Genomic DNA, 23112 nt, shown 5'->3' with positions numbered 1-23112 from the left:
GATGTTGTGAAAGGAGTCTATTTCATGCTTCGAAAAATTTCTCTTTTGCTTTCTATTTGTTTTCTTCTCCACCAAAACATCGCTTACGGTGAAGATAATCAGCAAAGCATATACGAAAAGCGCATGGCACTATATAAAGAAACCGAGCAGTCTTCAGGCATTCCATGGTATTACTTAGCTGCAATGGATCAATATGAAAGAAATATACGGAGCGTAAGAAAAGATATTCCGAAAAAACCAGATGCCATCATTTCCCTTTATTTCAAACCAGAAATATGGGCTGGACCTATTAATAATAACGATACTCTTCCCCATACAATTTCTCTATTTGGCGGAATAGGTTTAGATGGTGACAAAGATGGATTTGCAAATGCAAATAGCGACCGTGATCTTCTGCATACCGCAGCGACTATTTTAAGGAAACAAGGAACATCAGAAGACCGTATTAAAATTATGCTCTGGGAATATTATAGACGTGCCAAAACAGTTGATTTAATTAGCGAATACGCCCAAATTTATAAACATTATGGACGTATTAATTTAGAAGGAAATGCTTTTCCTCTTCCGATCCGTAGTGACCATAGCTACCGTAGTACTTTCGGCGCTGGAAGAAGTTTTGGCGGCAGAAGGATTCATGAAGGAACCGATATTTTTGCCGGATATGGCGTGCCAGTAAGATCGACTTGCTATGGCATTATTGAAACGAAAGGTTGGAACCGCCTTGGTGGATGGCGCATTGGTATTCGCGACCTTCATAACAATTACCATTATTACGCTCATTTAGGCGGGTTTTCAAAAGAAATACAGCTTGGACAAATTGTTGAGCCAGGGAAAGTAATCGGATTTGTTGGTAGCACTGGTTATGGACCTCCTGGTACAGCCGGAAAATTTCCGCCCCACTTACATTTTGGCATGTATAAAGACAATGGCTATACAGAATGGGCCTTCGATCCATACATGCATTTAAGCCTTTGGGAGCGCAAAGAACGAGCAAATACAAAACGATAACCGTAGCTGCATTGCTACGGTTATTTTTTATCCAGTAAAAGTCTGACTGAGCCGGGTTTCACTTTATTTACAACTAACTATCTGTTTTCTTTTTATCAGGTACAGCAACACTTCCGCTTCCATAATACGTAGGCACTTCCCCTTGAACGATACGCGTCGCAATCGGAACATTTTGTTTCACCTTTATCTCTTTCGTATGAAATGGAATAATCACTTGCAATGTTACTTCCATTTCCATAACAATTTGAATCGCTGTAGTATTAATCCCATGCGGCTCAATTTTTTGTTTAATATCTGTATTCACATGTCCAACTGGCGTGAAATGAATCGGAATATCTGGTCCTATATTACCAAGAAGTGCATTATCAGTTACACGCCCAAAAGGAACTGCCATAGTCGCGCCGTTTTTTTCAGAAATACCTAGCTCCTTCAACTTCCCTTGTTCTACTTGCTGTAAATATTTTTCTATGTACGTGGTCGTTGATGTTACGATTTCATTTACTTGCTTTGTATTTAAATTAATTGTGGATACTTTTCCGTTTTTATCATTCTGTACTTTCATTAATGAATCTACATCGAATCCTTCTTTAATTCGATCCTTTACTGCCTTCGTCATAATTGCCGTCGCCATTTTATGTGTCTCTACTTCCCCATATTTAATTAAGGTCGGCTGAATATTATTATTCACAATCCACAACCCTTGCGTAAGTAATATAACAAAAAGAATAAACGACATAAGCAGTATATACCGAAAGGCAATAGGTCCCCTTCGAAACCGCGAGTTTTTCGAGCGAAATATACTCATAAAAAAACCTCCTTCTTATATCATTTCTATGCAAGAAGGAGGGACGATATATGCTTATCTCATTTTTAATAATGCTTCTTTTCCGATTGTGCCAGTCGTAATACCTAAAGCTTCGGCTTCAATCGTTACTGATTCTAGCGGTGCTTCAAGAAGTTGTTCAATCGTTCTTACACCAACCGCACGGCCAGCAATAATTCCTCGATCACCTAATTTCTCATTTAAAAGACCTACATCTAATGCACCACACATAATATATCCTTTATCGCTCATTACAGCTAGCAAATTCGTCTTTGGAAGTTTCACGCTAACTGCAATAAACGTATAATTATCAATTATAATTGGCTCCACATTAACCATAGTTCACACTCCTCTCTTTCTTATCTGTATGACAAGAGAAAAATGAGTGTTACAAGTTAACTAGCCTATAGTTTAACGGAAGATGTATAAGTTATTAACATATCTGTTAACACATCTCTAAGTAGTTCTGGCATATAATATTGTTTGTCAGAAAGTGTGGATAGCTCTGGGTATAAGTAGCCAAATGTAAACATATCAATCGTTCCTACTGTATATATACGATCTAATTCCAGCGATTCCCCGTTAATTAATACATCTTCGAGTAAAATTTTATTCCCGGGAATCGTATCTGGAATGACTTCTACACCAGCGTAAATCATTTTCCCCATCACTTTTCCCCGAAATCCGAATCCTTTCACCTCAAGATTCTCCATATTCGGCTTACGTGCTTTCAAAATAACTTCTCTTAATATCTTTCCTGGAACTTTCAAAGCACACGGATTAATTGGATGTGGACAAATTCTGTGAATATCTCCGCGCGTTATAACACCCTCTTCTAACCCTTCAAGAAGTACACCAGCGTTCACCATGCCAATCTCTGCATTGCACCATGTTTTCAGCGCACTTGCTAACATGTGAGAAAACGGCGTCTCATGAAACCAATCAACCGGTAATGACTCTTTTAAATGAACGACAGACTCTGCCATTATATGCTCACTTTCTTCCTGCAGTATTTCAATTGTGGATAACGGCTCGTTATAAGCACCTAAACGTTCCGTCTTAATCGCTCTACCGTCTTTTTTCAGCAATTTCTTCATCTCTATATCCACAGTAAGCTGCACGTGACCAACGTAACGCCCCCACTTTTCACAACAACAAAGTAAAGTATTATTCAGTAGAATACCACGCTCAAATAAATGATGCGTATGTGCTCCTAAAATAACATCTATATCATAATGCTCTGCCATATACTCATCCATACTTTTTCCAAGGTGAGAAAGGACAACCGTAATATGAGCCTCATCTTTCACTTCTTCTAAAATAGACTCTAAATGAATAATGGGATCTTCAATATGCCAATCGAGCATCTGATAAAACTCTGGATAAGCTACCGTTAATCCGATAAAAGCAATGGTAATCCCATCCGTCGTTGTATGCAATTTATAAGGCCTTGCCCATGACGGACGTACCCCTTCTTTTTCAAATAAATTTGCGACAAGTATTTCAAATCCAGCATCATCATAGAGCCGATTCAAATGCTCCTTCGCTAACGTAATTCCTTCATTATTTCCGATCGTTACATAATCATATAACGCCTCATTCAAAAGCTTCGTATTCCCAAGTCCATTCGTCGCTTCCGAAATACTATGAAAACGATCCACATGATCGCCGATATCAACCGTCAAAACAGTCTCTCCCGCTTCCTGTCTTCGCTTTTTCTCCCCTAGAACAAACCGAGAAATTTGCGGCCAATTTTCAAAATGACTATGTATATCGTTTGTATGATAAAGGTGGATGATTGTTTCTTTATTTGTATTCAGAGAAAAAACCTCCTCTCAGTTCCTTACTGCCATTTACGCTATGCGCACACAATAATCCTGTAAATACTTTTCGTCTTTTCTTGCTATTTTACATTGTACTCGCATTGTGAGAAAAAGCAAAAGATTGTCCTTTTTATATGAGAAACTTTATTTTTGCCAGTGTGGGGATTTGTTGGTAGAGCGGGGATTTGTCAGAAAGTTAGCCGTGGGGATTTTCCCATAAGTTCTTTGCTGCATTTGTCAGTATTTTAATCTAAATTACTTTCAGTTGCCCTCTTTATGTATAAATGCTCCTTTCCTTTTTGAAGGGTACGGGGTATTCGTTCCTCTTGCTATGTCGTAATTTGTTGATAAGTCGATATCCCTTGTCGAATCGTCGATATATTGAAATAATCGCTGATATATTTCGAGTTATGGACGATATATTTGAAAAATCGTTGATATATTTAGCTGAACACCCACCCGGGTATCCTCTCCCAAGCCAAGACAAATCCGCAAAACAAAAAAGCGCCCTGCACAGCAGGGCGCTTTCTTCATACATATATTATCCAGCTTTGCCTCCTAGACCCTCATGTCTAAGAACCTTCCGCACGAGAAGATAAAAAGCATCTTCTGTGCGAAAGAACCTTAGCCAACGGGTCTGAACAGTCGGCTCCGCATTTCTATTTAACCAATAGAACCTTCCATCTCAAACTTGATTAGGCGGTTCATTTCAACTGCGTATTCCATTGGAAGTTCGCGAGTGAATGGTTCAATGAAGCCCATTACGATCATTTCTGTAGCTTCTTGCTCAGAAATACCACGGCTCATTAGGTAGAATAATTGTTCTTCTGATACTTTAGATACTTTCGCTTCGTGCTCAAGTGAAACGTAATCGTTTTTGATTTCGTTGTAAGGAATTGTATCAGATGTAGATTGGTTATCCATGATTAACGTGTCACACTCGATGTTAGAGCGAGAGTTTTTCGCTTTTGGTCCGAAGTGTACGATACCACGGTAAGTTACTTTACCACCATGCTTCGCAATCGATTTAGAAACGATTGTTGAAGACGTGTTTGGTGCTAAGTGAATCATTTTCGCACCAGCATCTTGGTGTTGGCCTTTACCAGCAATCGCGATAGATAATGTTAAACCACGAGCGCCTTCGCCTTTTAAGATAACTGCTGGGTATTTCATCGTTAATTTAGATCCGATGTTACCGTCAATCCATTCCATCGTTGCGTTTTCTTCACAAACCGCACGTTTTGTAACTAGGTTGTATACGTTGTTCGCCCAGTTTTGGATTGTTGTATAACGGCAATAAGCATCTTTTTTAATGATGATTTCTACTACCGCACTGTGAAGTGAGTTAGTAGTGTAAACAGGTGCTGTACAACCTTCTACGTAGTGTACGTGTGCGCCTTCGTCTACAATGATAAGCGTACGTTCGAATTGTCCCATATTTTCAGAGTTAATACGGAAATACGCTTGAAGTGGTGTATCAACTTTAACACCTTTTGGAACGTAGATGAATGATCCACCAGACCAAACTGCAGAGTTTAATGCAGAGAATTTGTTGTCTGTTGGTGGGATTACTTTTCCGAAATGTTCACGGAAAATATCTTCGTTCTCTTTTAATGCGCTATCTGTATCTTTGAAGACGATTCCTAGAGCTTCTAGGTCTTCTTTCATGTTGTGGTATACAACTTCAGATTCGTACTGTGCAGATACACCAGCTAAATATTTTTGCTCAGCTTCTGGAATACCTAATTTATCAAATGTTGCTTTAATTTCATCAGGTACTTCATCCCAAGACTTCTCAGATTTCTCAGATGGTTTTACGTAGTACGTAATTTCATCGAAATCTAAGTCGTTTAAGTCGCCGCCCCATTGTGGCATTGGCATTTCGTAGAACTTATCCAGTGATTTTAAACGGAAGTCTAACATCCACTGTGGTTCTTCTTTCATACGTGAAATTTCTTCAACGATTTCTTTTGTTAAACCGCGTCCAGCACGGAAAATCGAAACGTCTTTGTCTTTGAAACCATATTTATAATCGCCGATATCTGGCAGTTGCTTCGCCATGTTGGTGTGTCCCTCCTTAGATAACCTCGTTTTTAGGAACCTTTAACATTACTTATCTTCGTTTAAGCCCTTTTCTAACGCTTTCCACGCTAATGTTGCACATTTAATACGTGCAGGGAACTTGCATACGCCTTGTAATGCTTCAATATCTCCTAAATCGATGCTGTCATCGTACTCTTTTCCTAGCATCATGTCAGAGAAAATTTTCGAAAGCTGAAGTGCTTCTTCAATTTTCTTACCTTTTACTGCTTGTGTCATCATTGAAGCTGAAGACATTGAGATTGAACATCCTTCGCCTTCAAACTTCGCCTCTTGCACAATACCTTCTTCTACTTTCATCGTAAGTTGAATACGATCGCCGCAAGTTGGATTGTTCAAGTTAACGGTAACACTATCTTCTAATACGCCATGGTTACGAGGATTTTTATAATGATCCATAATAACTTGACGATATAACGTATCTAAATTATTAAATGACATTTGTGAAATACTCCTTTGTCTTGATTAGCGAGTCAACAAATGTATCAATTTCTTCTTTTGTATTATATAAATAGAAGCTCGCACGTGCTGTTGAAGAAGCTTTTAGCCACTTCATAAGCGGTTGTGCACAGTGATGTCCTGCGCGAACTGCAATGCCTTCTACATCTAATACAGTCGCTACATCGTGAGGATGTACGTCTTCAATATTAAATGTAACAAGACCAGCGCGATGCTTTGGACCATAAATTGTAACGCCATCTACTTCTGATAGTCTTTCTAAAGCGTATTGCGCTAATTCATGCTCATGCTTTTCAATATTATCAAGACCGATTTCTTCTAGGAAATCAATTGCCGCACCAAGTCCGATTGCATTACCGATAATCGGTGTACCTGCTTCAAACTTCCACGGAAGCTCTTTCCAAGTAGATTCTTGTAAATCTACGAAATCAATCATTTCACCACCAAATTCAATTGGCTCCATATTGTTTAGCAATTCTTTTTTACCATATAATATGCCGATACCTGTAGGGCCACACATCTTATGAGCAGATAATGCGTAGAAATCACAGTTTAAATCTTGTACATCTACTTTCATGTGAGGTGTACTTTGTGCACCGTCAACGACCATAATTGCGCCATTTTCGTGTGCAATTGCTCCGATTTCTTTTACAGGGTTAATCGTTCCAAGTACGTTAGAAACATACATGATAGAAACGATTTTTGTATTCGGTGTAATTGTTTGACGAGCATCTTCTATTGAAATTGTCCCATCTGGTTGAAGCGGAAGATATTTTAAAGTTGCGCCAGTTTTCTTCGCAACTTGCTGCCACGGAATGATGTTACTATGGTGCTCCATGTAAGAAATAACGATTTCATCGCCTTCTTTTACATTTTCAAGACCATAGCTAGCCGCTACTGTATTTAATGCAGTTGTCGTTCCGCGCGTGAAAATAATCTCTTCCATTGATTTCGCGTTAATAAACTTGCGAACTTTCTCGCGTGCACCTTCATACGCGTCGGTAGCTTTCGTACCGAGCGTATGAACACCGCGATGCACGTTAGAGTTATATTCTTTATAGTAACGTTCTAACGTTTCAATGACTTGAATTGGTTTTTGAGAAGTTGCTGCACTATCGAAATAAACAAGTTGTTTGCCGTTCACTTTTTGATCAAGAATTGGAAACTGTTTGCGTATTTCATGAATATTCATTAGCGAACTTTCCTTTCAATTACCTCAACAAGCTGTGCTTTTACTCCTTCAATTGGAAGCTCATTAACTACAGGTGCTAAGAATCCATGGATGACTAAACGTTCTGCTTCGCGTTTTGGAATACCACGGCTCATCAAGTAGTATAGTTGGACTGGGTCTACGCGACCTACTGAAGCTGCGTGACCTGCCATTACATCATCTTCGTCGATTAAAAGAATTGGGTTTGCATCCCCACGAGCTTTTTCATCTAACATAAGAACGCGAGAAGATTGTTGTGCATTTGATTTAGATGCACCGTGTTCAATCTTACCAATTCCGTTAAAGATAGATGTTGCGCTATCTTTTTGTACACCGTGTTTTAAAATCCAACCTTCAGAGTGTTTACCGAAGTGAACAACTTTAGTTGTAAAGTTTTGTGTTTGGTTACCACGGCCAATTGTTACTGTTTTCGTATCAGCATATGAACCGTCGCCCATTAAGTTTGTAACGTTCTCTGAAATTGTGTTTCCGTCATTCATAAGGCCTAGAGCCCAATCAATACGGCCGTCGCGTCCTACTGTACCGCGGCGGTTAACGTAAGTTGTTACGTCTTTTGCTAACAGATCAACCGCACCGAATTTCACTTGTGCGCCTTGTTCCACGATTACTTCTGCTACGATATTTGCAATACCTTTAGCATTTTCATTTGCAACGTAGTTTTCTACATAAGTTGCAGTACTGTTCGCATCAGCTACGAATAATACGTGGTTATATACGTTAGCTTCTTCGCCGTCTACTAAGAATACAGCTTGAAGTGGAGTTTCAAGAACAACGTTTTTCGGAACATATACGAATGCACCGCCGTTGATTAATGCAGCATGAAGTGCAGTTAAACGATGCTCGTCTACCTTCACGCCGTCTTTCATTAAGTACTTTTGTACTAGCTCAGCATGCTCAGTTGCAGCTGTTACGATATCTGTAAAAATAACACCTTTTTCTTTTGCTTCGTCTGCTAAAGAAACGAATGCAGTTGTACCAGTACGTTGCACTAATACGCTGTTATTTTCATCGATTAAGTTTTTCACTGCTTCTGGAAGCTCTGTTAAAGAACTTACAGGCTCTTGCTTAGCAGCGTCGCCTTTTCCGATAAAGTCCCATTTGTCAATTTTCGTTTTATCAGGCGTTGGCATTGGAAGTTCAGTTGCTTGTGCAAGAGCTTGTAAGCGGAACTCAGTCAACCAAGCAGCTTCGTTTACTTCGCTTGCGCGTTGACGGATTGTTTCTTGATCGAAAGGTAATGTACCGATTGTCATGTTTATGCTCCTCTCTTACGCTTCTTGCTCTGTTGTTTCGTCTTCAATACCTAATTCTTTTTTAATCCAGTCGTAACCTTCAGCTTCTAGACGTTGTGCAAGCTCAGGGCCACCAGATTTAACGATACGACCGTTCATCATAACGTGAACGAAGTCTGGAGTGATGTAGTTTAATAAACGTTGGTAATGCGTAATCATTAGGCAACCGAACTCTTCGCCGCGCATTTCGTTAATACCTTTAGATACAACTTTTAATGCATCGATATCAAGACCTGAGTCGATTTCATCTAAGATTGCGATTTTTGGCTCAATCATCATTAATTGAAGAATTTCGTTACGTTTTTTCTCTCCACCAGAGAAACCTTCGTTTAAGTAACGTTGTGCCATTTCTGGATCCATTTCTAGGAATTCCATGTTTTTATCTAATGTACGGATAAATTTCATAAGAGAAATTTCATCGCCTTCTTCACGACGTGCGTTAATTGCAGAACGCAAGAAGTCAGCGTTTGTTACTCCGCTAATTTCACTTGGATATTGCATTGCTAGGAATAGACCTGCTTGTGCGCGCTCGTCTACTTCCATTTCTAATACATCTTCACCGTCGATGATGATGCTACCTTCTGTTACTTCATATTTTGGGTGACCCATAATTGCAGAAGATAAAGTTGATTTACCTGTTCCGTTAGGTCCCATAATTGCGTGGATTTCTCCACCTTTTACTTCAAGGTTTACACCTTTTAAAATTTCTTTGCCATCAATTGATACGTGTAAGTCTTTAACCGTTAATGTAGAACCAGCCATCTCAATACCTCCATTAATCCTATATATACATTTTAAAAATTCCTAAAACGTTCATATTCTCATTTTATTCTCATTCTAATTTTATATCAAATAAAATGATATCGCAAACGACGAAAAAAAGTAACAATTTTTTCACAAATGTATACAAGTATTCCTTTTCACCTTTCTATGATACACCTTTCTTCTTATTTATATAAAGAAAAAAGGACTGGTAAATTACCAGTCCTTTCCTTCATATTTATTCACTTACTGGCAGTACAGCACCTTTATATTCTTTATTAATAAAATCTTGAATTTCTTTTGAATGCAGTACTTCTACTAGCTCTTTCATTTCTTTTTTCTTCTCGTCACCTTTACGAACTGCAATAATATTTGCATACAGAGAGTCTGATCCTTCAATCGCAATTGCATCCTTTGTTGGATTTAATTTTGCATCAATTGCATAGTTTGAATTAATAAATAAAGCATCACCTTCATTATTTTCATACAGCTTTGGTGACAATCCAGGCTCTACATCTGTTTTAAACTTTAAGTTTTTCGGATTTTCGACTACATCTTTTACTGTTGCCTTAACAACATCTACTCCGTCTTTTAATTTAATAACGCCGCCTTTTTGTAACAGTGCTAGCATACGGCCACGCTCCGCTACGTTATTACTCATAATCACTGTCCCGCCATCTGGTAAGTCTTTTAAGCTTTTATACTTCTTAGAATAAATACCCATCGGCTCTAAATGGATTTTTCCTGCGTTTACAATTTTATATCCCTTTTCTTGAATTTCTTTATCTAAGTACGGAATATGCTGGAAGTAGTTCGCATCAATTTCTTTATCCGCTAACGCTTTATTTGGCAGTACATAATCCTGGAACTTTTTAATCTCTAACTTAATGCCTTTTTTCTCTAATATCGGCTGTGCCTTTTCTAAAATAACAGCGTGCGGCACGTTAGAAGCTCCCACAACAAGCTTATTCTCTTCCTTCCCTCCGCAAGCAGCTAATGTAAATACAGATAATGCTGTAACAACTGACAATAGAATCTTTTTCATATGACGTCCCCTTCTCCCTATAGTTATGTAGTAAAAAAGGACCGGCATACACCAGCCCTTTTTCAGCAATTATTCTTTTACAGGAACAACTGCACCTTTATATTCTTTAGTAATAAAGTCTTCAATTTCTTTAGAATGTAATACTTCTACAAGCTCTTTAATCGCTTTTTTATCTTTATCACCTTTACGAACCACTAGTACGTTTGCGTATGGAGAATCATCGCCTTCAATTGCAATTGCATCTTTTTCTGGGTTTAATTTCGCATCAATTGCATAGTTCGAGTTAATTAAAACAGCGTCGCCTTCTTTATTGTTATACACTTGTGGCAACAAACCAGGCTCAATATCCGTTTTGAATTTTAAGTGTTTCGGATTATCTGCAATATCTTTTGGAGTTGCACTAACTGGATCTACTCCGTCTTTAATTTTTAAAATGCCTTCTTTTTGTAAAATTGCTAAACCACGTCCATGGTCAGTAACGGAATTACTCATAATAATTGTCGCCCCGTCTGGAAGTTCTTTTAAACTCTTATATTTTTGAGAATATACACCAATTGGTTCAATATGAATTTTCCCTGCTATTTCAAAATCATATTTTTTATCTTTAATTTCTTTTTCTAAATAAGGAATGTGCTGGAAATAGTTTGCATCTAATTCCTTATCCGCTAACGATTTATTTGGCAACACGTAATCTTGGAATTTTTTCACTTCTAATTCAATTCCTTTTTTCTCAAGTAACGGTTTTGCTTTTTCTAAAATTTCAGCATGCGGTACGTTAGAAGCACCAACAACAAGTTTCTTTTCATCTTTATCTTTCCCGCCACAAGCAGCTAACCCAAAAATTGAAGTTGAAATAAGTGCCGTAAGTAATAATCTTTTCATTTAAAGTATCCTCCCGTTTTTATTATCGTTTATCTATTCGAGTCGTTAAACTATCACCAATCCACTGGATTAAAAATACAACTAGTAATACACAAATTGTCGCAACGATTGTTACATCGTTATTCCCTCTCTGGAATCCTTCTAAGTAAGCAAGTGTTCCAAGGCCACCAGCACCAACAACTCCCGCCATTGCTGTATAGCCTACTAAAGCAATTGTCGTAACCGTAATACCAGATACTAATGCTGGTAATGATTCTGGAATTAACACTTTCAAAATAATTGTGCTTGTTTTTGCTCCCATTGCTTTTGAAGCTTCAATTACACCTTTATCAATTTCGCGAAGTGCAATTTCAACCATTCTCGCGTAGAATGGTGCGGCTCCAATAATTAAAGCCGGCAGAGCTGCACTTGCTCCAAGAATTGTTCCAAGAAGAATCTTTGTAAATGGGATTAATAAAATAATTAAAATGATGAACGGTATAGAGCGGAATATATTTACGAATGCTCCAATCACCGTATTAATTGATTTGTTTTCCCATAAATTATCTTTTGCTGTCATGAAGAGTAACAATCCTAAAATTAGTCCTAAAACAAATGTCGCAAGGGCTGCGATTGCCGTCATATATAACGTTTCACCAGTTGCTTCTAACATTTGATTCCAATCAACATTTGCGAGTAACTTATCCATGTGCAATCACCTCCAGCTCTACTTGATCTTGATGAATTCCTTCTATTGCTTGCTGAATCGCTGTTTCCTCACCATTTAAATGAACAACTAAACTACCGTAAGAACCGTTATTCGTTTGTGCAATATTTCCTTGCAAAATGCTAACTTCTATATCACTGCGTTGCATTAATCGTTGAAGCACTGGTCTTTCTACAGCCTCACCGATAAACTGCAAACGAATTACTTTTCCATCTGGATATTTTTCAATTAAATTTTCAATTGTTTCATTTGTATCTTCAGAATCTGTTAACTGCTGTACAAATCGTTTCGTAATATCTTGCTTCGGATTACGGAATACATCAAGTACTGGACCTGTTTCTACAATCTTTCCTCTCTCCATTACCGCCACTCGGTTACAAATCTTTCGAATCACGTGCATTTCATGTGTAATGAGTACAATTGTTAAACCAAGACGCTTATTAATGTCTAATAGTAAATCTAAAATTTGATCTGTCGTTTCCGGATCAAGAGCTGACGTTGCTTCATCACATAAAAGCACTTGTGGATTGTTAGCTAATGCTCTTGCAATCCCGACGCGTTGCTTTTGTCCTCCACTCAGCTGAGATGGGTACGCGTCTCCTCTTCCTTCTAATCCAACAAGATGAATTAATTCATCAACACGTTTTCTTCTCTTCGCTTTATCAACACCTGCAATTTCAAGTGGAAACTCAATATTTTCACGTACAGTTCGTGACCAAAGTAAGTTGAAGTGTTGAAAAATCATTCCGATTTCTTGTCTTGCCTTACGAAGTTCACTTCCTGTAATTGCTGATATAACACGATTCGCAATTGTAATTTGGCCAGAAGTCGGTTTCTCTAACTGATTAAACAATCTGATTAACGAACTTTTTCCAGCGCCGCTATATCCAATAACACCAAATATTTCGCCTTTTTCTATTTTTAAATTGGCGTTATCTACAGCAGTGACATCACCGCTTTTCGCCTTATATATTTTCTTTACGTTCTCTAATAGAATCATGATGTTCACCCCTTTTTTGTTTGGATCGACTCCGCAATTTTTTATTTTTAATGCGTGTAGTCCACTGTTATCATTACTTTTATTATTTGAATGTCCTCCACATTCAAACAATAAAAAAACCTTTCTGCTTTAGAGAAGCAGAAAGGTTTATATGCGTATATAACAACATTATCCCTCTCTCTCATCTCTCAAAGCATTCGCTTTGCAGGAATTGGCACCATTTCAACATAAGTTGACGGTTGCCGGGCTTCACAGGGCACAGTCCCTCCACCTCTCTTGATAAGAGAAATCAGATTCAATTTTCGTCTGATTTGAAATTTATGAAATTGTCTATATTTTATGACTTGAATTGTATCAATATACACTCACCATGTCAACAGAAATTTTCGCAAAAAATGAAACTTCAGAATTTTAAGCACCCTACTGACATCGGTTTACATATATGAAACATCGATTCCACTAATAACATCGTTCGGTACGTTCCTGAATATTGTACACGTCCATCGTTCATTAACATTTGCAATCGTACATTTCCATTCACCAATTGTTCTATATCCTTTTCATCTAAGCAAATGATTTGTTCCGTTCCTCTTTCCTCATGTACCAGCTCTATATAATCTCTTGAAATTTGTAACGAACAACTTTCATCTCCAAAGCGAAAATTAACAGTTTTTTCTTCTTGTCTTAAAAGCGGTTCTAAATGATATTGACCATTAGCGTAATTTACAAATGATTGAAGCAAAGAATATAATCTCACCCTAAATCACATCCTTCATATCACTTTCTATTACATACCATTCCCTCTCACTAAAGAGCAATCCTGTTATTTTCGCTCGACAAATACTGTATCCACCCTGCATCTCGACATATTTCCCAAGAAATATGTCGAGGCGGCAAAAATTTTTGCCGCCTACTTTAATTCCGTATATAAATATTCAACCGAATGAAATGCGTATATCTTCTTCATCAGTGTCCCATTTTCAAAAACAAGTAAACAAGGTACACTTTCAATCCCATACTCTTTCGCTAAATACGGAGCATAATTTAAATCTAACATCCCAATTTTGAGGCCTTCAATTGTCATCTCAACAACTGTTAACATCTTTTTTGCTAATTGGCATGTTCCACACATTGGAGTATATACATATAATACTGTTTTTTCTTCGTTCTCTATTAGGGCTGTAGCTTCGGCTCCTGTCCAATCAATCACTTCTATCATTCCTTACCGTAAATATTCTGTATAAACGTCAATGTCGGCTCCCCATAATACATTTGCTAAGTGTGTAGATGGCGCAGTTGCCACTTCTCGGTACGAGCGATCAATATAGATATGCTCGGCTTGCGGAAATTCTTTTCGAAATTGTTTCCTTAACTTTTCTCCAGCATCATCAGCATCCACTAGCACATACACTTCCTTATCAAAAAACTGATCAACGAGCTCATCCATTTTCGACAAACCAATTGTACCATTTGTACAAACAATTTCCACCGGTTCACGAATAATAGATTCAATCTTTCTTCTATCTGATGTACCTTCTACAATAATGACTTTTTCTACATAAATCATATGTCATCACCCGATCACCATATACTATATAACCTTGAACTTAGTATATAGTATATTCGTTATTTTCATGTTGTTTCCTGTTTATTTTTGCAAAAGAAAAGCGGAACCGACTGTTTAGCCCTGTTGGCTAAGGTTCTTTCGTACAGAAGACGCTTTTTGTCTTCTCGTACGGAAGGTTCTTAGACATGAAGGGCTAGGAGGTGGAGCTGGACAATGAAAAGCGCAAGCGGCTCTTTCAGATTGTGAGGGGGATGGAGCTTCTGACGTAAAGGCGCTTTTGGCCTTGCAGGAAGAAGCGAAGCCACCGAACAATCTAGCCGCTAGAGCTGGACAATGAAAAGCGCAAGCGGCTCGTTTAGATTGTGAAGACTTATGAAACCTTACCACAAAACAGTTTTTCTCATAATAGCTTATTTATTTACATATAACTTGAATTTCATTATTTCACACAAAATAAAAAAGGACAGCACAAAGGCTGTCCTTTAGTCGACTATAATTAGTCTTGGTTTGTCATTTCTGCATATTTTTCTGCAGTTAATAACTTCTCAACTTGGCTTGCATCAGAAAGTTCAACTTTAACCATCCATGCACCCTCGTATGGAGATTCGTTAACAAGTTCTGGTTTGTCACTTAATTCTTCGTTTACTGCTACAACTTTACCGCTTACAGGTGCGTATAACTCAGAAACTGTTTTAACAGATTCTACGCTTCCGAATGGCTCGTCAGCTTCGATTGTTGCACCTACTTCAGGAAGTTCAACGAATACGATATCGCCTAGCTCACCTTGTGCAAAGTGAGTGATACCGATAACAACTTCATTACCTTCAGTTTTTACCCATTCGTGTTCTTCAGAGTAACGTAAATTATTTGGAATGCTCATGACTGTACCTCCAGTGAATGTATTAATTATGTAAAAATACCTTATTGGTACTTTTTCCACACACTTTCAAACTGCTCTTCGTTAAAACCAAGTGTTACATTCGTTCCATCTGTTACAATTGGACGTTTAATCAACATGCCATCAGATGCTAAAAGCTCATACATTTCGTCTTCGCTTGCATCTTTCAACTTATCTTTTAGACCAAGTTCACGGTAACGCATTCCACTTGTATTAAAGAATTTTTTTAATGGTAATTCACTTTTTTCATGTAAATTACGTAAATCTTCTTTTGATGGTGGATTTTCAACAATATGAATCATCTCATATGCTACATCGTTTGCCTCAAACCATTTCTTTGCCTTTTGACATGTGCCACACTTTGGATATGAATAAAATGTTACTGTCATAAATTCACCTACTTTTTTACTAACCTTTACCTTTATCATATAGAAAACGTTTTATTATTTCAAACCATTATTCGCTAAACTTTTACTTATTTCGTGATAATTTTTAATAATCCTGCGAATTTTTCTTATTTTTCCGCCATTTGTTAAGAAAAAAATAAATATATAAATTTTTTAGATTCTGCACCAAACATATATCTTAAACAAGCGTTTGATTAATTCTCCATTTTTCTTTCTTAACCTTTGAACTACAGGAGTTTCTTCCTACCGAACATACAGCTTAAACAAACGTTTGATTAATTCTCCATTTCTCTTTGTTAACCATTGAGTTACATCAGTTTCTTCCTACCGAACATACAGCTTAAACAAACGTTTGATTAAAAAAATAAGAAGCCTCGTTTACAGGCTCCCTCATCATCTATTCAAATAATCTGCGATGGTTTGAAATACGACGATATACATATTATGAATACTTTCTTCTGTATTTCCACCATTAGATAAACCAATTGCCCATTGTTGCCCTTCACCACTTCCGATATTTGCAAAGCCTTGCGTATACATAGCATTTACATCTTTTCGTGCACTGTTATACTCTATTCCTTTTGTAATAAAAATTGAATATGATTTATCTTGTAAACCGATAAAAAACACTGGTTTCTTTAGCGATGAAAATACATTTTTATACTGCTCTGTTGAGGCTTCTTGAAAGTGATCTTTCATTATTAGAAAACCATCCACTTCCTTAGATTTCTTTTCCAGTTCCTCTAACTTCATTTCTTCAAACTTTACATTCCTAAACGTATCTTTCGGCTTTTCTCCAACAACTCCAATTACGAGTGCTCTTCCGTTATATTCTAATTTCTCTCCTGCTTTATCCTTTGCACACCCAGCACCTACTAGGCATATCAATATAAAAAATAAGAAATACGATAAACGCTTCATTTAGCACCCTCTCCTTCTTTTTAGTCAAGTGACAAAAACGTAAGGTTAATTCAAGAAAATGTAAGTAAAATCGATAGCCCAATTCACGTTTCTATATTATAATCAATTGAATTTACTTACATTACTAAACATAGGAGATCAACATGAAGAAATTTAAACTTTCATCTTTTCTTCCGTTAAGTTATATACTTCTACTCGTGCTCGTAAGTCCCCTTTACGACGTATTAAATAAATCGACTGTTCACGCAGTAGACGTTACAACTGTAGTAGATGATTGGATTCCATTTGTAAAAGCATTTATTATTCCTTATTTACTTTGGTTTCCATACTTATACGGCGCACTTATTTATTACTGCTTTGCTGACCGAAAGCAATATTATGTCACTTTAAGTAGTGTTATTTTTGGAAAGCTTGCTTGTTTTTCTATTTATTATTTTTGGCAAACAACTGTACCGCGTCCGACTGTCGTTGGAACAGATGTATTTTCTGAACTAGTTCGCTATATTTATAGTATCGATCAACCTGTAAACTGTTTCCCTAGCATTCACGTTCTTACTACATTTGTAATTATGTTAGCTGCCTTTAAGCGTAGAGAACAGCATGCTTTTGAATATTACATCCTTACTTTCTTCGGTACACTTATTATTTTATCAACGCTATTTACGAAGCAGCATGCCTTTGTAGATGCCGTTTCTGGAATGACGCTTGCAAGCATACTTTACTTCGGCGTTCAGCTCTTATTGGCCAAAGAACCGATAAGAGTTCCAGTAAAACAAAATCATAGAATGTAGCATGACAAAAAAGCAGACTGTGGCTTCTCAGTCTGCTTTTATATATTATTAAGGAGATTTTCAACTTAAGATTGCGGTACAGTCATATCACCAGAGTGAATACGACCTGCTTTTTTAAGAGCAATGTAAAGTATATAAGAAACAGCTACTGGAATGACGATATAAGTAATTACCATCGCCGGGAGAACTTCCCATCCTTGGCTGGAAATTAAATTAATTGGTGCGATAAGAGAACTTAATCCAAGACCTGCAATTTCCTTTCCTGCTTCCAGTTGGAAAATTAATGCGGATACTGGACCGACTATAGCACTGGCAACGACAGTTGGGACGAGAATCATTGGATTTTTAGTGATATTTGGTAACTGTACTTTCGGAGTACAAAGTGCTTGAGCTAATATGCCACCTAAATTATTTTCTTTCGCTGAGATGACAGAGAATCCGATAAACTGAGCGACGCATCCGGCAAGAGCAGCACCACCTGCAACACCGTCTAAGCTAAGTGCAATTGCTAACGCAGCTGATGAAGCTGGAGAGATAAGTAATAGTCCCCAAACGACTGCAATGACGATAGAAGCGATGAATGGGCTACCAGCTGAGCTATCTTTAATAAACGCTCCAACTGTATTTAAAACAGGAGTAATATTATGAGATAACCAAATACCAACTAAACCAGAACCTAATATGGCCGCAAATGGAACGAGCATCATATCTAACGCAGTTTTTCCACTTAAACGTTTACCAATATATACAGCTAAAGTTGCTGTTAATAATGCACCGATTGGCTCACCTGTTTTAATAATTAGACCAGCTTCAGTAATTGAAATGGATCCGGCACCAATTGCTCCGGCTACCATCGCTGAGAAGATTACAAGACCGTTTGCACCGAGCATAAAAGCAATTCCGGCACCAATTGCCGGTGCCATTAGTGATTTTGCAACAACTCCGATTGTAATAAGTAATGGTATATCAACAATTCTTCCTATATTTTCGATCAGTAAACCAATTCCGAGGGATACGAAAATACCTTGTGCGATTCCAGCAGATGCTTTAAATACACGAGACATTATATATTCCTTCATTTGTTTCACCTTCTTCTATAAGTTAGTAACCAATTGTTTTCATATAATCACGTAAAATATCGTTTGATTTTGCAAATCGAGATTCTTCATCCTCTGTTAAATTGAGTTCTACAACTTCTCTTATACCGTCTCTAGTAATAATAGCTGGTACTCCTGTACAAATATCATATTCACCATACTCACCATCTAAAATGGCTGATACAGCAATGACACGGTGATCATCATTAAAGATTGAACTCGCAATATATGCTAGAGAATTTCCAATTCCGTAATAAGTAGTTCCTTTACGTTTATAAATTTCCCAACCAGCTTTTGCAGTCTTCTCAACAATTTCATCTAAATCTATTTCACCAAATCGTTCTTTTTGTTCTTCTAAAATTTGCAGAATTGGCTTTCCACCAACAGTTACATGAGACCAAGCAACCATTTGAGAATCACCATGTTCTCCTAATGAATACCCATGAATACTACGAGGGTCTACATGTAGCATTTCAGATAAAATTGTTCTTAAGCGAGAAGAATCTAGTGATGTACCAGTACCGATTACGCGATTTCTAGGTAATCCAGATAATTTCCACACTTCATATGTAATAATATCAACTGGGTTCGATGCAAGTAAGAAAATACCATCAAATCCACTTTCCATTACGCCGCCAACAACACTTTCCATAATCTTCGCACTCGCTCCTAAAGTATCTAAGCGACTTTGCCCTGGTTTTGGTGCTGGCCCTGCTGTAATAATAACAATGTCCATATCTTTGCAGTCTTCATAGCTTCCTGCATATACTTTTGTTCTTGTATTTGTAAAGTTAATGCAATGTGATAAATCCATTGCTTCCCCAACTGCACGTTCATGATTTATATCAATTAATAATAGCTCTTCACAAATCCCTTGATTTACAATGGAATACGCACAACTTGATCCAACTAATCCAGTACCGATAATTGCAATTTTTCTTGTATGTCTTTTCATAGCAATCTCTCCTAATTGATCATATAATCTATTTCTTTTGCTCTTTACACTCCTAATTATAAAGGTTCTCACGATAGAAACCATGGATACTTTGTGAAATATTGAGCAAATCGTTTGTCCTTTTTGTGAATTGTTATATTCCATTTTCGTCATATTTGTTACAGCTGGAAAAATATTTATTATGTATTTATTGACATATAAAAAAAGAAGACGAGCGAATAAATTCGCTCGTCTTCTTTTTCCTGTTATTCCGCACTTAATTGACTTTTTAATTGCTGCACAATCATCGGATTCGCAGGTGCTGCCGGTTTGTAATAACTTTTTTGCTTTGCGTACTCATACATATTACGTTGGCGCATTTCATCTTGATTACGAATTTGAATTAACGTTTGGTGTAACTGTTCATTATCAGACTGAGCAATATAATTTGCATAACTTGTTAAACTTGCATTTAATCCTGCTAAATAATCATTTACCATATCTTTTTCATTCATGTTCCGCTTCCTCCTATCCTAGGAAAGTCATTAATTGCTGTTTCGTATTTCGTGCATCTTGCGCATCCTTTTGTAACATTTGTTTCAATTGTGGATCTGTACACGTTTCTGCATACTGCTCCAACTTATTAATAATTGTTGCGTGTCCACCAATTAAATGACGTAAGTTTTCTACTTCAAGCTCTGTTAAATTTTGCATGGAATACTCCTACCTTTCTTTATTCGTTCACTGTTAGTATTTAGCTATTTTTTGATTGTATACATAAATTAACTTTTTCACGTGCATACAAAATAAAAGATGAATAGCTAAGCCATTCATCTTTTATACTGGTTATGTATTTATTTTTATAGAGATACAATCATACTTATACTCACAAGTAAGTTCCATACAATGTGTAAAATAATACTAGGTATAATAGATTGCGTCTTTTTGTATAACATTGCAAATACCATTCCCATAATCGTTGCTGTAATTAGAAGACCTCCATGAAGAATTCCAAAAATGAAGGAAGAAATAATGATACTAACTAAAAAATTATATCTCTTTTCTAAAAATCGATATAAAATACCTCGAAATAGAATTTCTTCTTTAACCGGTGTAATGATAGCAACACTTAACACATATATAATACTTTGTATGCTATTTTGAAGCCTTAAACTCCCTAATTGTTCCTTTTGTTCCGCTGCACTTTCAAAACTAAACACATGTAACATTAAATATTGTGATACTGCAATGATAATAAAACCAATTAATAGATATAAATATGTCTTCCCACTCTTCAAAACGGATACATCCCAAATAGATTTAATAAAATGAAAAACCGGTTTATAGGCTAATAAAACGATAGCAACAACAATTGCATCGAATAAGAGTAAATAATATCCTTCTAATTTAGTACTTAATGCTTCTTCTCCATAAATCTCAAAGGCTAAACCAAGAAATAATCCTCCTAGGAGTGAAATCCCTATAATCATTGCTATCATTACAAATAGATTTTTATATGTTATATTCTCGATTTTTCTTTCCACACTATACGCTTCTAACACTGTTTTACTCACAGTATCCCTCCAGTTATTCTCATTTACCTTATTAAAATCCTTGAATTTGAATATAGGGATAATATAACAAAATTTACAAAAAGAATAATATGCAATTTTACATATTATGAAAACTTTATATTTTATAGTTTTAGGGATAGGATGGCTATGCAATAATTATTATATGAAATTTCAAAAAACACTTCCTATCCACCATAATCCTCGCATCATATAAAACTTATTAGTTAAAGGAGCAATGAACATGAAAACACATGAATTCCTTACAGAAATCCAGAAGGGCTCTGAGCCTAGTCCCTATCAAGACCCCATCGTATTCAGTTTCGTTTGCTTTTTCTTAGCGATATATACATTTTTCAAACCTGCAAAATAATATCATTTCATAAGAAAAAGCCTACCATTCTTTTCGAATCATATGCACAAAAAAACCTTAGAATCACTTCTAAGGTTTTTGTTTGCTTTGCTTCTTATTCACGTAATCCTTTAATAAACGTTTCCAACAATACATGTAAACTCGTATCTAAATCTAGCGGCAAACCAAATCCCCCTTGCTGTTCAATCGACGCAAATCCATGACAAATACTTCTGAATCCGCGTGTCGCATGAAGTGCATTCTCTCCTTCTAAGCCATACTGTTGTAATACTTGAAGACAAAGCTTTACAATTCCGTCACCTGCTTTTCTTACTTCTTCATCTCGTAAAAAAGTTGCTTCATATAGTCCAGGATGTTTTCGGACAAATGCTACATACGCTTCTCCTAATGCATGAATTGCTTCGTCCGTATATTTACCCTCAGTAGCTTCTTCTAGTCTGTTATGCAGCTGTTTGATTCCGTAAATACCAAGATTTTTCCGTACATCTTGTAACCCTTTTACATGATTATATAGTGAGGGCGAACGTATCCCTAACCTTTGCGCTAATGAAGCTAACGTTACTTCTTGTATTCCATTTGTATCTGCAATTTCTGCAGCTGTTTCTAAAATTTTCTGTAATGTAAGTCCGATTCTCGGTGACATAAATTAACCCTCTTTCTTACTTTCTATATTCCGTTTCGCTTCCTTAATAGCAAGCTCTATGACAGTCCCTGGATTCTTTATCATTTCCCCATGCCCTGCCGCAAGTAAGGAAGGCTCATATTCGCTTAACTTCTCTGCACTTTGTAATGATATTTCTTTGCTCCACGTTGCCATCGCAGGAAACGGAAACCAAAATTTCATTTGTCCCGAAACAGCCATACCTCCTCTTGTTTGGAATGCATCCCCAACAATAAGAGCTTTATTCCGTACATCAAGAAACGACATGGATCCTGGTGTATGTCCCGGTGTCATAATTGCAAGAAGCGATCCAACTCGGTCCCCATCTTCTAATAAAACATCAGGTACCGTTTTTACTTTTTTAGGTACACCGCCTTTTATCGGTATATTCGGTTCATCCTTTTGTAACGTCGTATCTCCTTCTAACAGCTTTGCGTCCCGCTTAGAAATATATACTGGAACATGAGGAAGTACTTCCTTTAATGCGTCTAATGCACCGATGTGATCATCATGCGCATGTGTTAATACAATTTTAGTAATTGGTTTTCCTATTTTCTCAGCCGCCTGTAAAATACCTTTTGCGCTATATGGCAAAGCCGCATCAATTAAAGTTAAACCATCTTCTTCCTCTACAAAGTAACAATTTACAGGAAACGCTCTTGGCAAAAATGACAATTGATATAACGTTTTTTCATGTATCATCCTCATAGTCCCATCTCCCTTTTTACGAAAACTAATGCCATTAGTTTCATTATACTAAT

Annotated in this window: 27 protein-coding genes and 1 riboswitch; of the genes, 2 read left to right on the top strand and 25 right to left on the bottom strand. The window is 36.9% G+C overall.

From position 1 onward, the window contains the following. Window positions 1-24 precede the first annotated feature (24 nt). Entirely contained in the window at window positions 25-1008 is a 984-nt protein-coding gene (locus B9A45_RS04310) for a M23 family metallopeptidase (protein WP_084063888.1), read from the top strand. 73 nt (window positions 1009-1081) lie between these two features. On the opposite strand, the gene yunB is transcribed toward B9A45_RS04310, so the two are convergent. The 18 genes from yunB to B9A45_RS04220 form a co-directional block, all read right to left on the bottom strand. Further along, the gene (yunB, locus tag B9A45_RS04305; RefSeq protein ID WP_084063887.1) at window positions 1082-1813 is read right to left on the bottom strand and encodes a sporulation protein YunB; all 732 of its coding nucleotides are present in this window, start codon (window positions 1811-1813) and stop codon (window positions 1082-1084) included. A 54-nt stretch (window positions 1814-1867) separates the two neighbouring features. Beyond that, complete coding sequence (locus B9A45_RS04300) at window positions 1868-2170, bottom strand: YunC family protein (protein ID WP_016118834.1); 303 nt, start codon at window positions 2168-2170, stop codon at window positions 1868-1870. A gap of 65 nt (window positions 2171-2235) precedes the next feature. Then, complete coding sequence (locus tag B9A45_RS04295) at window positions 2236-3627, bottom strand: bifunctional metallophosphatase/5'-nucleotidase (RefSeq protein ID WP_084063886.1); 1392 nt, start codon at window positions 3625-3627, stop codon at window positions 2236-2238. A 690-nt stretch (window positions 3628-4317) separates the two neighbouring features. Beyond that, window positions 4318-5715: a Fe-S cluster assembly protein SufB gene (gene sufB, locus B9A45_RS04290; protein ID WP_001118827.1), complete on the bottom strand. Its 1398-nt coding sequence runs from the start codon at window positions 5713-5715 to the stop codon at window positions 4318-4320. A gap of 48 nt (window positions 5716-5763) precedes the next feature. Then, the gene (sufU, locus tag B9A45_RS04285) at window positions 5764-6195 is read right to left on the bottom strand and encodes a Fe-S cluster assembly sulfur transfer protein SufU (RefSeq protein WP_000009523.1); all 432 of its coding nucleotides are present in this window, start codon (window positions 6193-6195) and stop codon (window positions 5764-5766) included. After that, window positions 6185-7405: a cysteine desulfurase SufS gene (gene sufS, locus B9A45_RS04280; protein ID WP_084063885.1), complete on the bottom strand. Its 1221-nt coding sequence runs from the start codon at window positions 7403-7405 to the stop codon at window positions 6185-6187. The genes sufU and sufS overlap by 11 nt, the downstream gene beginning before the upstream one ends. Then, window positions 7405-8697, bottom strand: coding sequence for a Fe-S cluster assembly protein SufD (gene sufD, locus B9A45_RS04275; RefSeq protein WP_017674513.1), 1293 nt, complete (start codon window positions 8695-8697; stop codon window positions 7405-7407). Before sufD ends, sufS begins: the two co-directional genes overlap by 1 nt. Before the next feature lie 15 nt (window positions 8698-8712). Continuing rightward, window positions 8713-9498: a Fe-S cluster assembly ATPase SufC gene (sufC, locus tag B9A45_RS04270; RefSeq protein WP_000929160.1), complete on the bottom strand. Its 786-nt coding sequence runs from the start codon at window positions 9496-9498 to the stop codon at window positions 8713-8715. Window positions 9499-9736: 238 nt separating this feature from the next. Beyond that, on the bottom strand, window positions 9737-10543 hold the full coding sequence (metQ, locus tag B9A45_RS04265; protein WP_084063884.1) for a methionine ABC transporter substrate-binding lipoprotein MetQ: 807 nt from the start codon (window positions 10541-10543) through the stop codon (window positions 9737-9739). Between the two features lie 69 nt (window positions 10544-10612). Then, window positions 10613-11425 (bottom strand): methionine ABC transporter substrate-binding lipoprotein MetQ, encoded by an 813-nt coding sequence (metQ, locus tag B9A45_RS04260; RefSeq protein WP_016110898.1) that lies wholly within the window; start codon window positions 11423-11425, stop codon window positions 10613-10615. Window positions 11426-11447: 22 nt separating this feature from the next. Further along, window positions 11448-12113: a methionine ABC transporter permease gene (locus B9A45_RS04255; protein ID WP_000359401.1), complete on the bottom strand. Its 666-nt coding sequence runs from the start codon at window positions 12111-12113 to the stop codon at window positions 11448-11450. Further along, entirely contained in the window at window positions 12106-13131 is a 1026-nt protein-coding gene (locus B9A45_RS04250; RefSeq protein ID WP_000601778.1) for a methionine ABC transporter ATP-binding protein, read from the bottom strand. The genes B9A45_RS04255 and B9A45_RS04250 overlap by 8 nt, the downstream gene beginning before the upstream one ends. Before the next feature lie 178 nt (window positions 13132-13309). After that, a riboswitch (SAM riboswitch) is annotated at window positions 13310-13417 on the bottom strand. A gap of 117 nt (window positions 13418-13534) precedes the next feature. Further along, a complete protein-coding gene (locus B9A45_RS04245; protein WP_084063883.1) occupies window positions 13535-13888 on the bottom strand; it encodes a hypothetical protein in 354 nt (117 codons plus the stop codon). Window positions 13889-14041: 153 nt separating this feature from the next. After that, on the bottom strand, window positions 14042-14350 hold the full coding sequence (locus B9A45_RS04240) for a thioredoxin family protein (RefSeq protein WP_002062684.1): 309 nt from the start codon (window positions 14348-14350) through the stop codon (window positions 14042-14044). A gap of 3 nt (window positions 14351-14353) precedes the next feature. Further along, a complete protein-coding gene (locus B9A45_RS04235; protein ID WP_000640870.1) occupies window positions 14354-14698 on the bottom strand; it encodes a toprim domain-containing protein in 345 nt (114 codons plus the stop codon). 496 nt (window positions 14699-15194) lie between these two features. Then, a complete protein-coding gene (gene gcvH, locus B9A45_RS04230; protein WP_084063882.1) occupies window positions 15195-15578 on the bottom strand; it encodes a glycine cleavage system protein GcvH in 384 nt (127 codons plus the stop codon). A gap of 41 nt (window positions 15579-15619) precedes the next feature. Continuing rightward, entirely contained in the window at window positions 15620-15985 is a 366-nt protein-coding gene (locus tag B9A45_RS04225; protein WP_000218968.1) for an arsenate reductase family protein, read from the bottom strand. Window positions 15986-16396: 411 nt separating this feature from the next. Beyond that, on the bottom strand, window positions 16397-16924 hold the full coding sequence (locus B9A45_RS04220) for a hypothetical protein (RefSeq protein WP_000826869.1): 528 nt from the start codon (window positions 16922-16924) through the stop codon (window positions 16397-16399). 143 nt (window positions 16925-17067) lie between these two features. On the opposite strand from B9A45_RS04220, the gene B9A45_RS04215 reads away from it, so the two are divergent. Then, window positions 17068-17715: a phosphatase PAP2 family protein gene (locus B9A45_RS04215; protein ID WP_000713772.1), complete on the top strand. Its 648-nt coding sequence runs from the start codon at window positions 17068-17070 to the stop codon at window positions 17713-17715. Between the two features lie 65 nt (window positions 17716-17780). Here the strand turns inward: B9A45_RS04215 and B9A45_RS04210 are convergent, their stop codons facing one another. The 7 genes from B9A45_RS04210 to B9A45_RS04180 form a co-directional block, all read right to left on the bottom strand. Further along, entirely contained in the window at window positions 17781-18794 is a 1014-nt protein-coding gene (locus tag B9A45_RS04210) for a PTS transporter subunit IIC (protein WP_000666178.1), read from the bottom strand. A gap of 22 nt (window positions 18795-18816) precedes the next feature. Next, window positions 18817-19920 carry an L-lactate dehydrogenase gene (locus tag B9A45_RS04205; protein WP_140159948.1) on the bottom strand — a complete coding sequence of 368 codons (1104 nt, stop codon included), beginning with the start codon at window positions 19918-19920 and terminating at the stop codon, window positions 18817-18819. Between the two features lie 92 nt (window positions 19921-20012). Beyond that, entirely contained in the window at window positions 20013-20261 is a 249-nt protein-coding gene (locus B9A45_RS04200) for a spore coat protein (RefSeq protein WP_001002987.1), read from the bottom strand. Between the two features lie 13 nt (window positions 20262-20274). After that, window positions 20275-20460, bottom strand: a complete 186-nt coding sequence (locus tag B9A45_RS04195) for a hypothetical protein (protein ID WP_001180551.1) — start codon at window positions 20458-20460, stop codon at window positions 20275-20277. A gap of 146 nt (window positions 20461-20606) precedes the next feature. Next, on the bottom strand, window positions 20607-21320 hold the full coding sequence (locus B9A45_RS04190; RefSeq protein WP_065702912.1) for a CPBP family intramembrane glutamic endopeptidase: 714 nt from the start codon (window positions 21318-21320) through the stop codon (window positions 20607-20609). A gap of 464 nt (window positions 21321-21784) precedes the next feature. Continuing rightward, the gene (locus B9A45_RS04185; protein WP_084063881.1) at window positions 21785-22333 is read right to left on the bottom strand and encodes a TetR/AcrR family transcriptional regulator; all 549 of its coding nucleotides are present in this window, start codon (window positions 22331-22333) and stop codon (window positions 21785-21787) included. 3 nt (window positions 22334-22336) lie between these two features. Continuing rightward, window positions 22337-23059 carry an MBL fold metallo-hydrolase gene (locus B9A45_RS04180; RefSeq protein WP_001242324.1) on the bottom strand — a complete coding sequence of 241 codons (723 nt, stop codon included), beginning with the start codon at window positions 23057-23059 and terminating at the stop codon, window positions 22337-22339. Window positions 23060-23112: the final 53 nt, after the last annotated feature.

It is taken from the genome of Bacillus sp. JKS001846, from assembly GCF_900176455.1.
Taxonomy (GTDB): Bacteria; Bacillota; Bacilli; order Bacillales; family Bacillaceae_G; genus Bacillus_A; species Bacillus_A cereus.
Note: the sequence above shows the minus strand (reverse complement) of the source record. Positions and strands in the feature narration are given on the sequence as shown.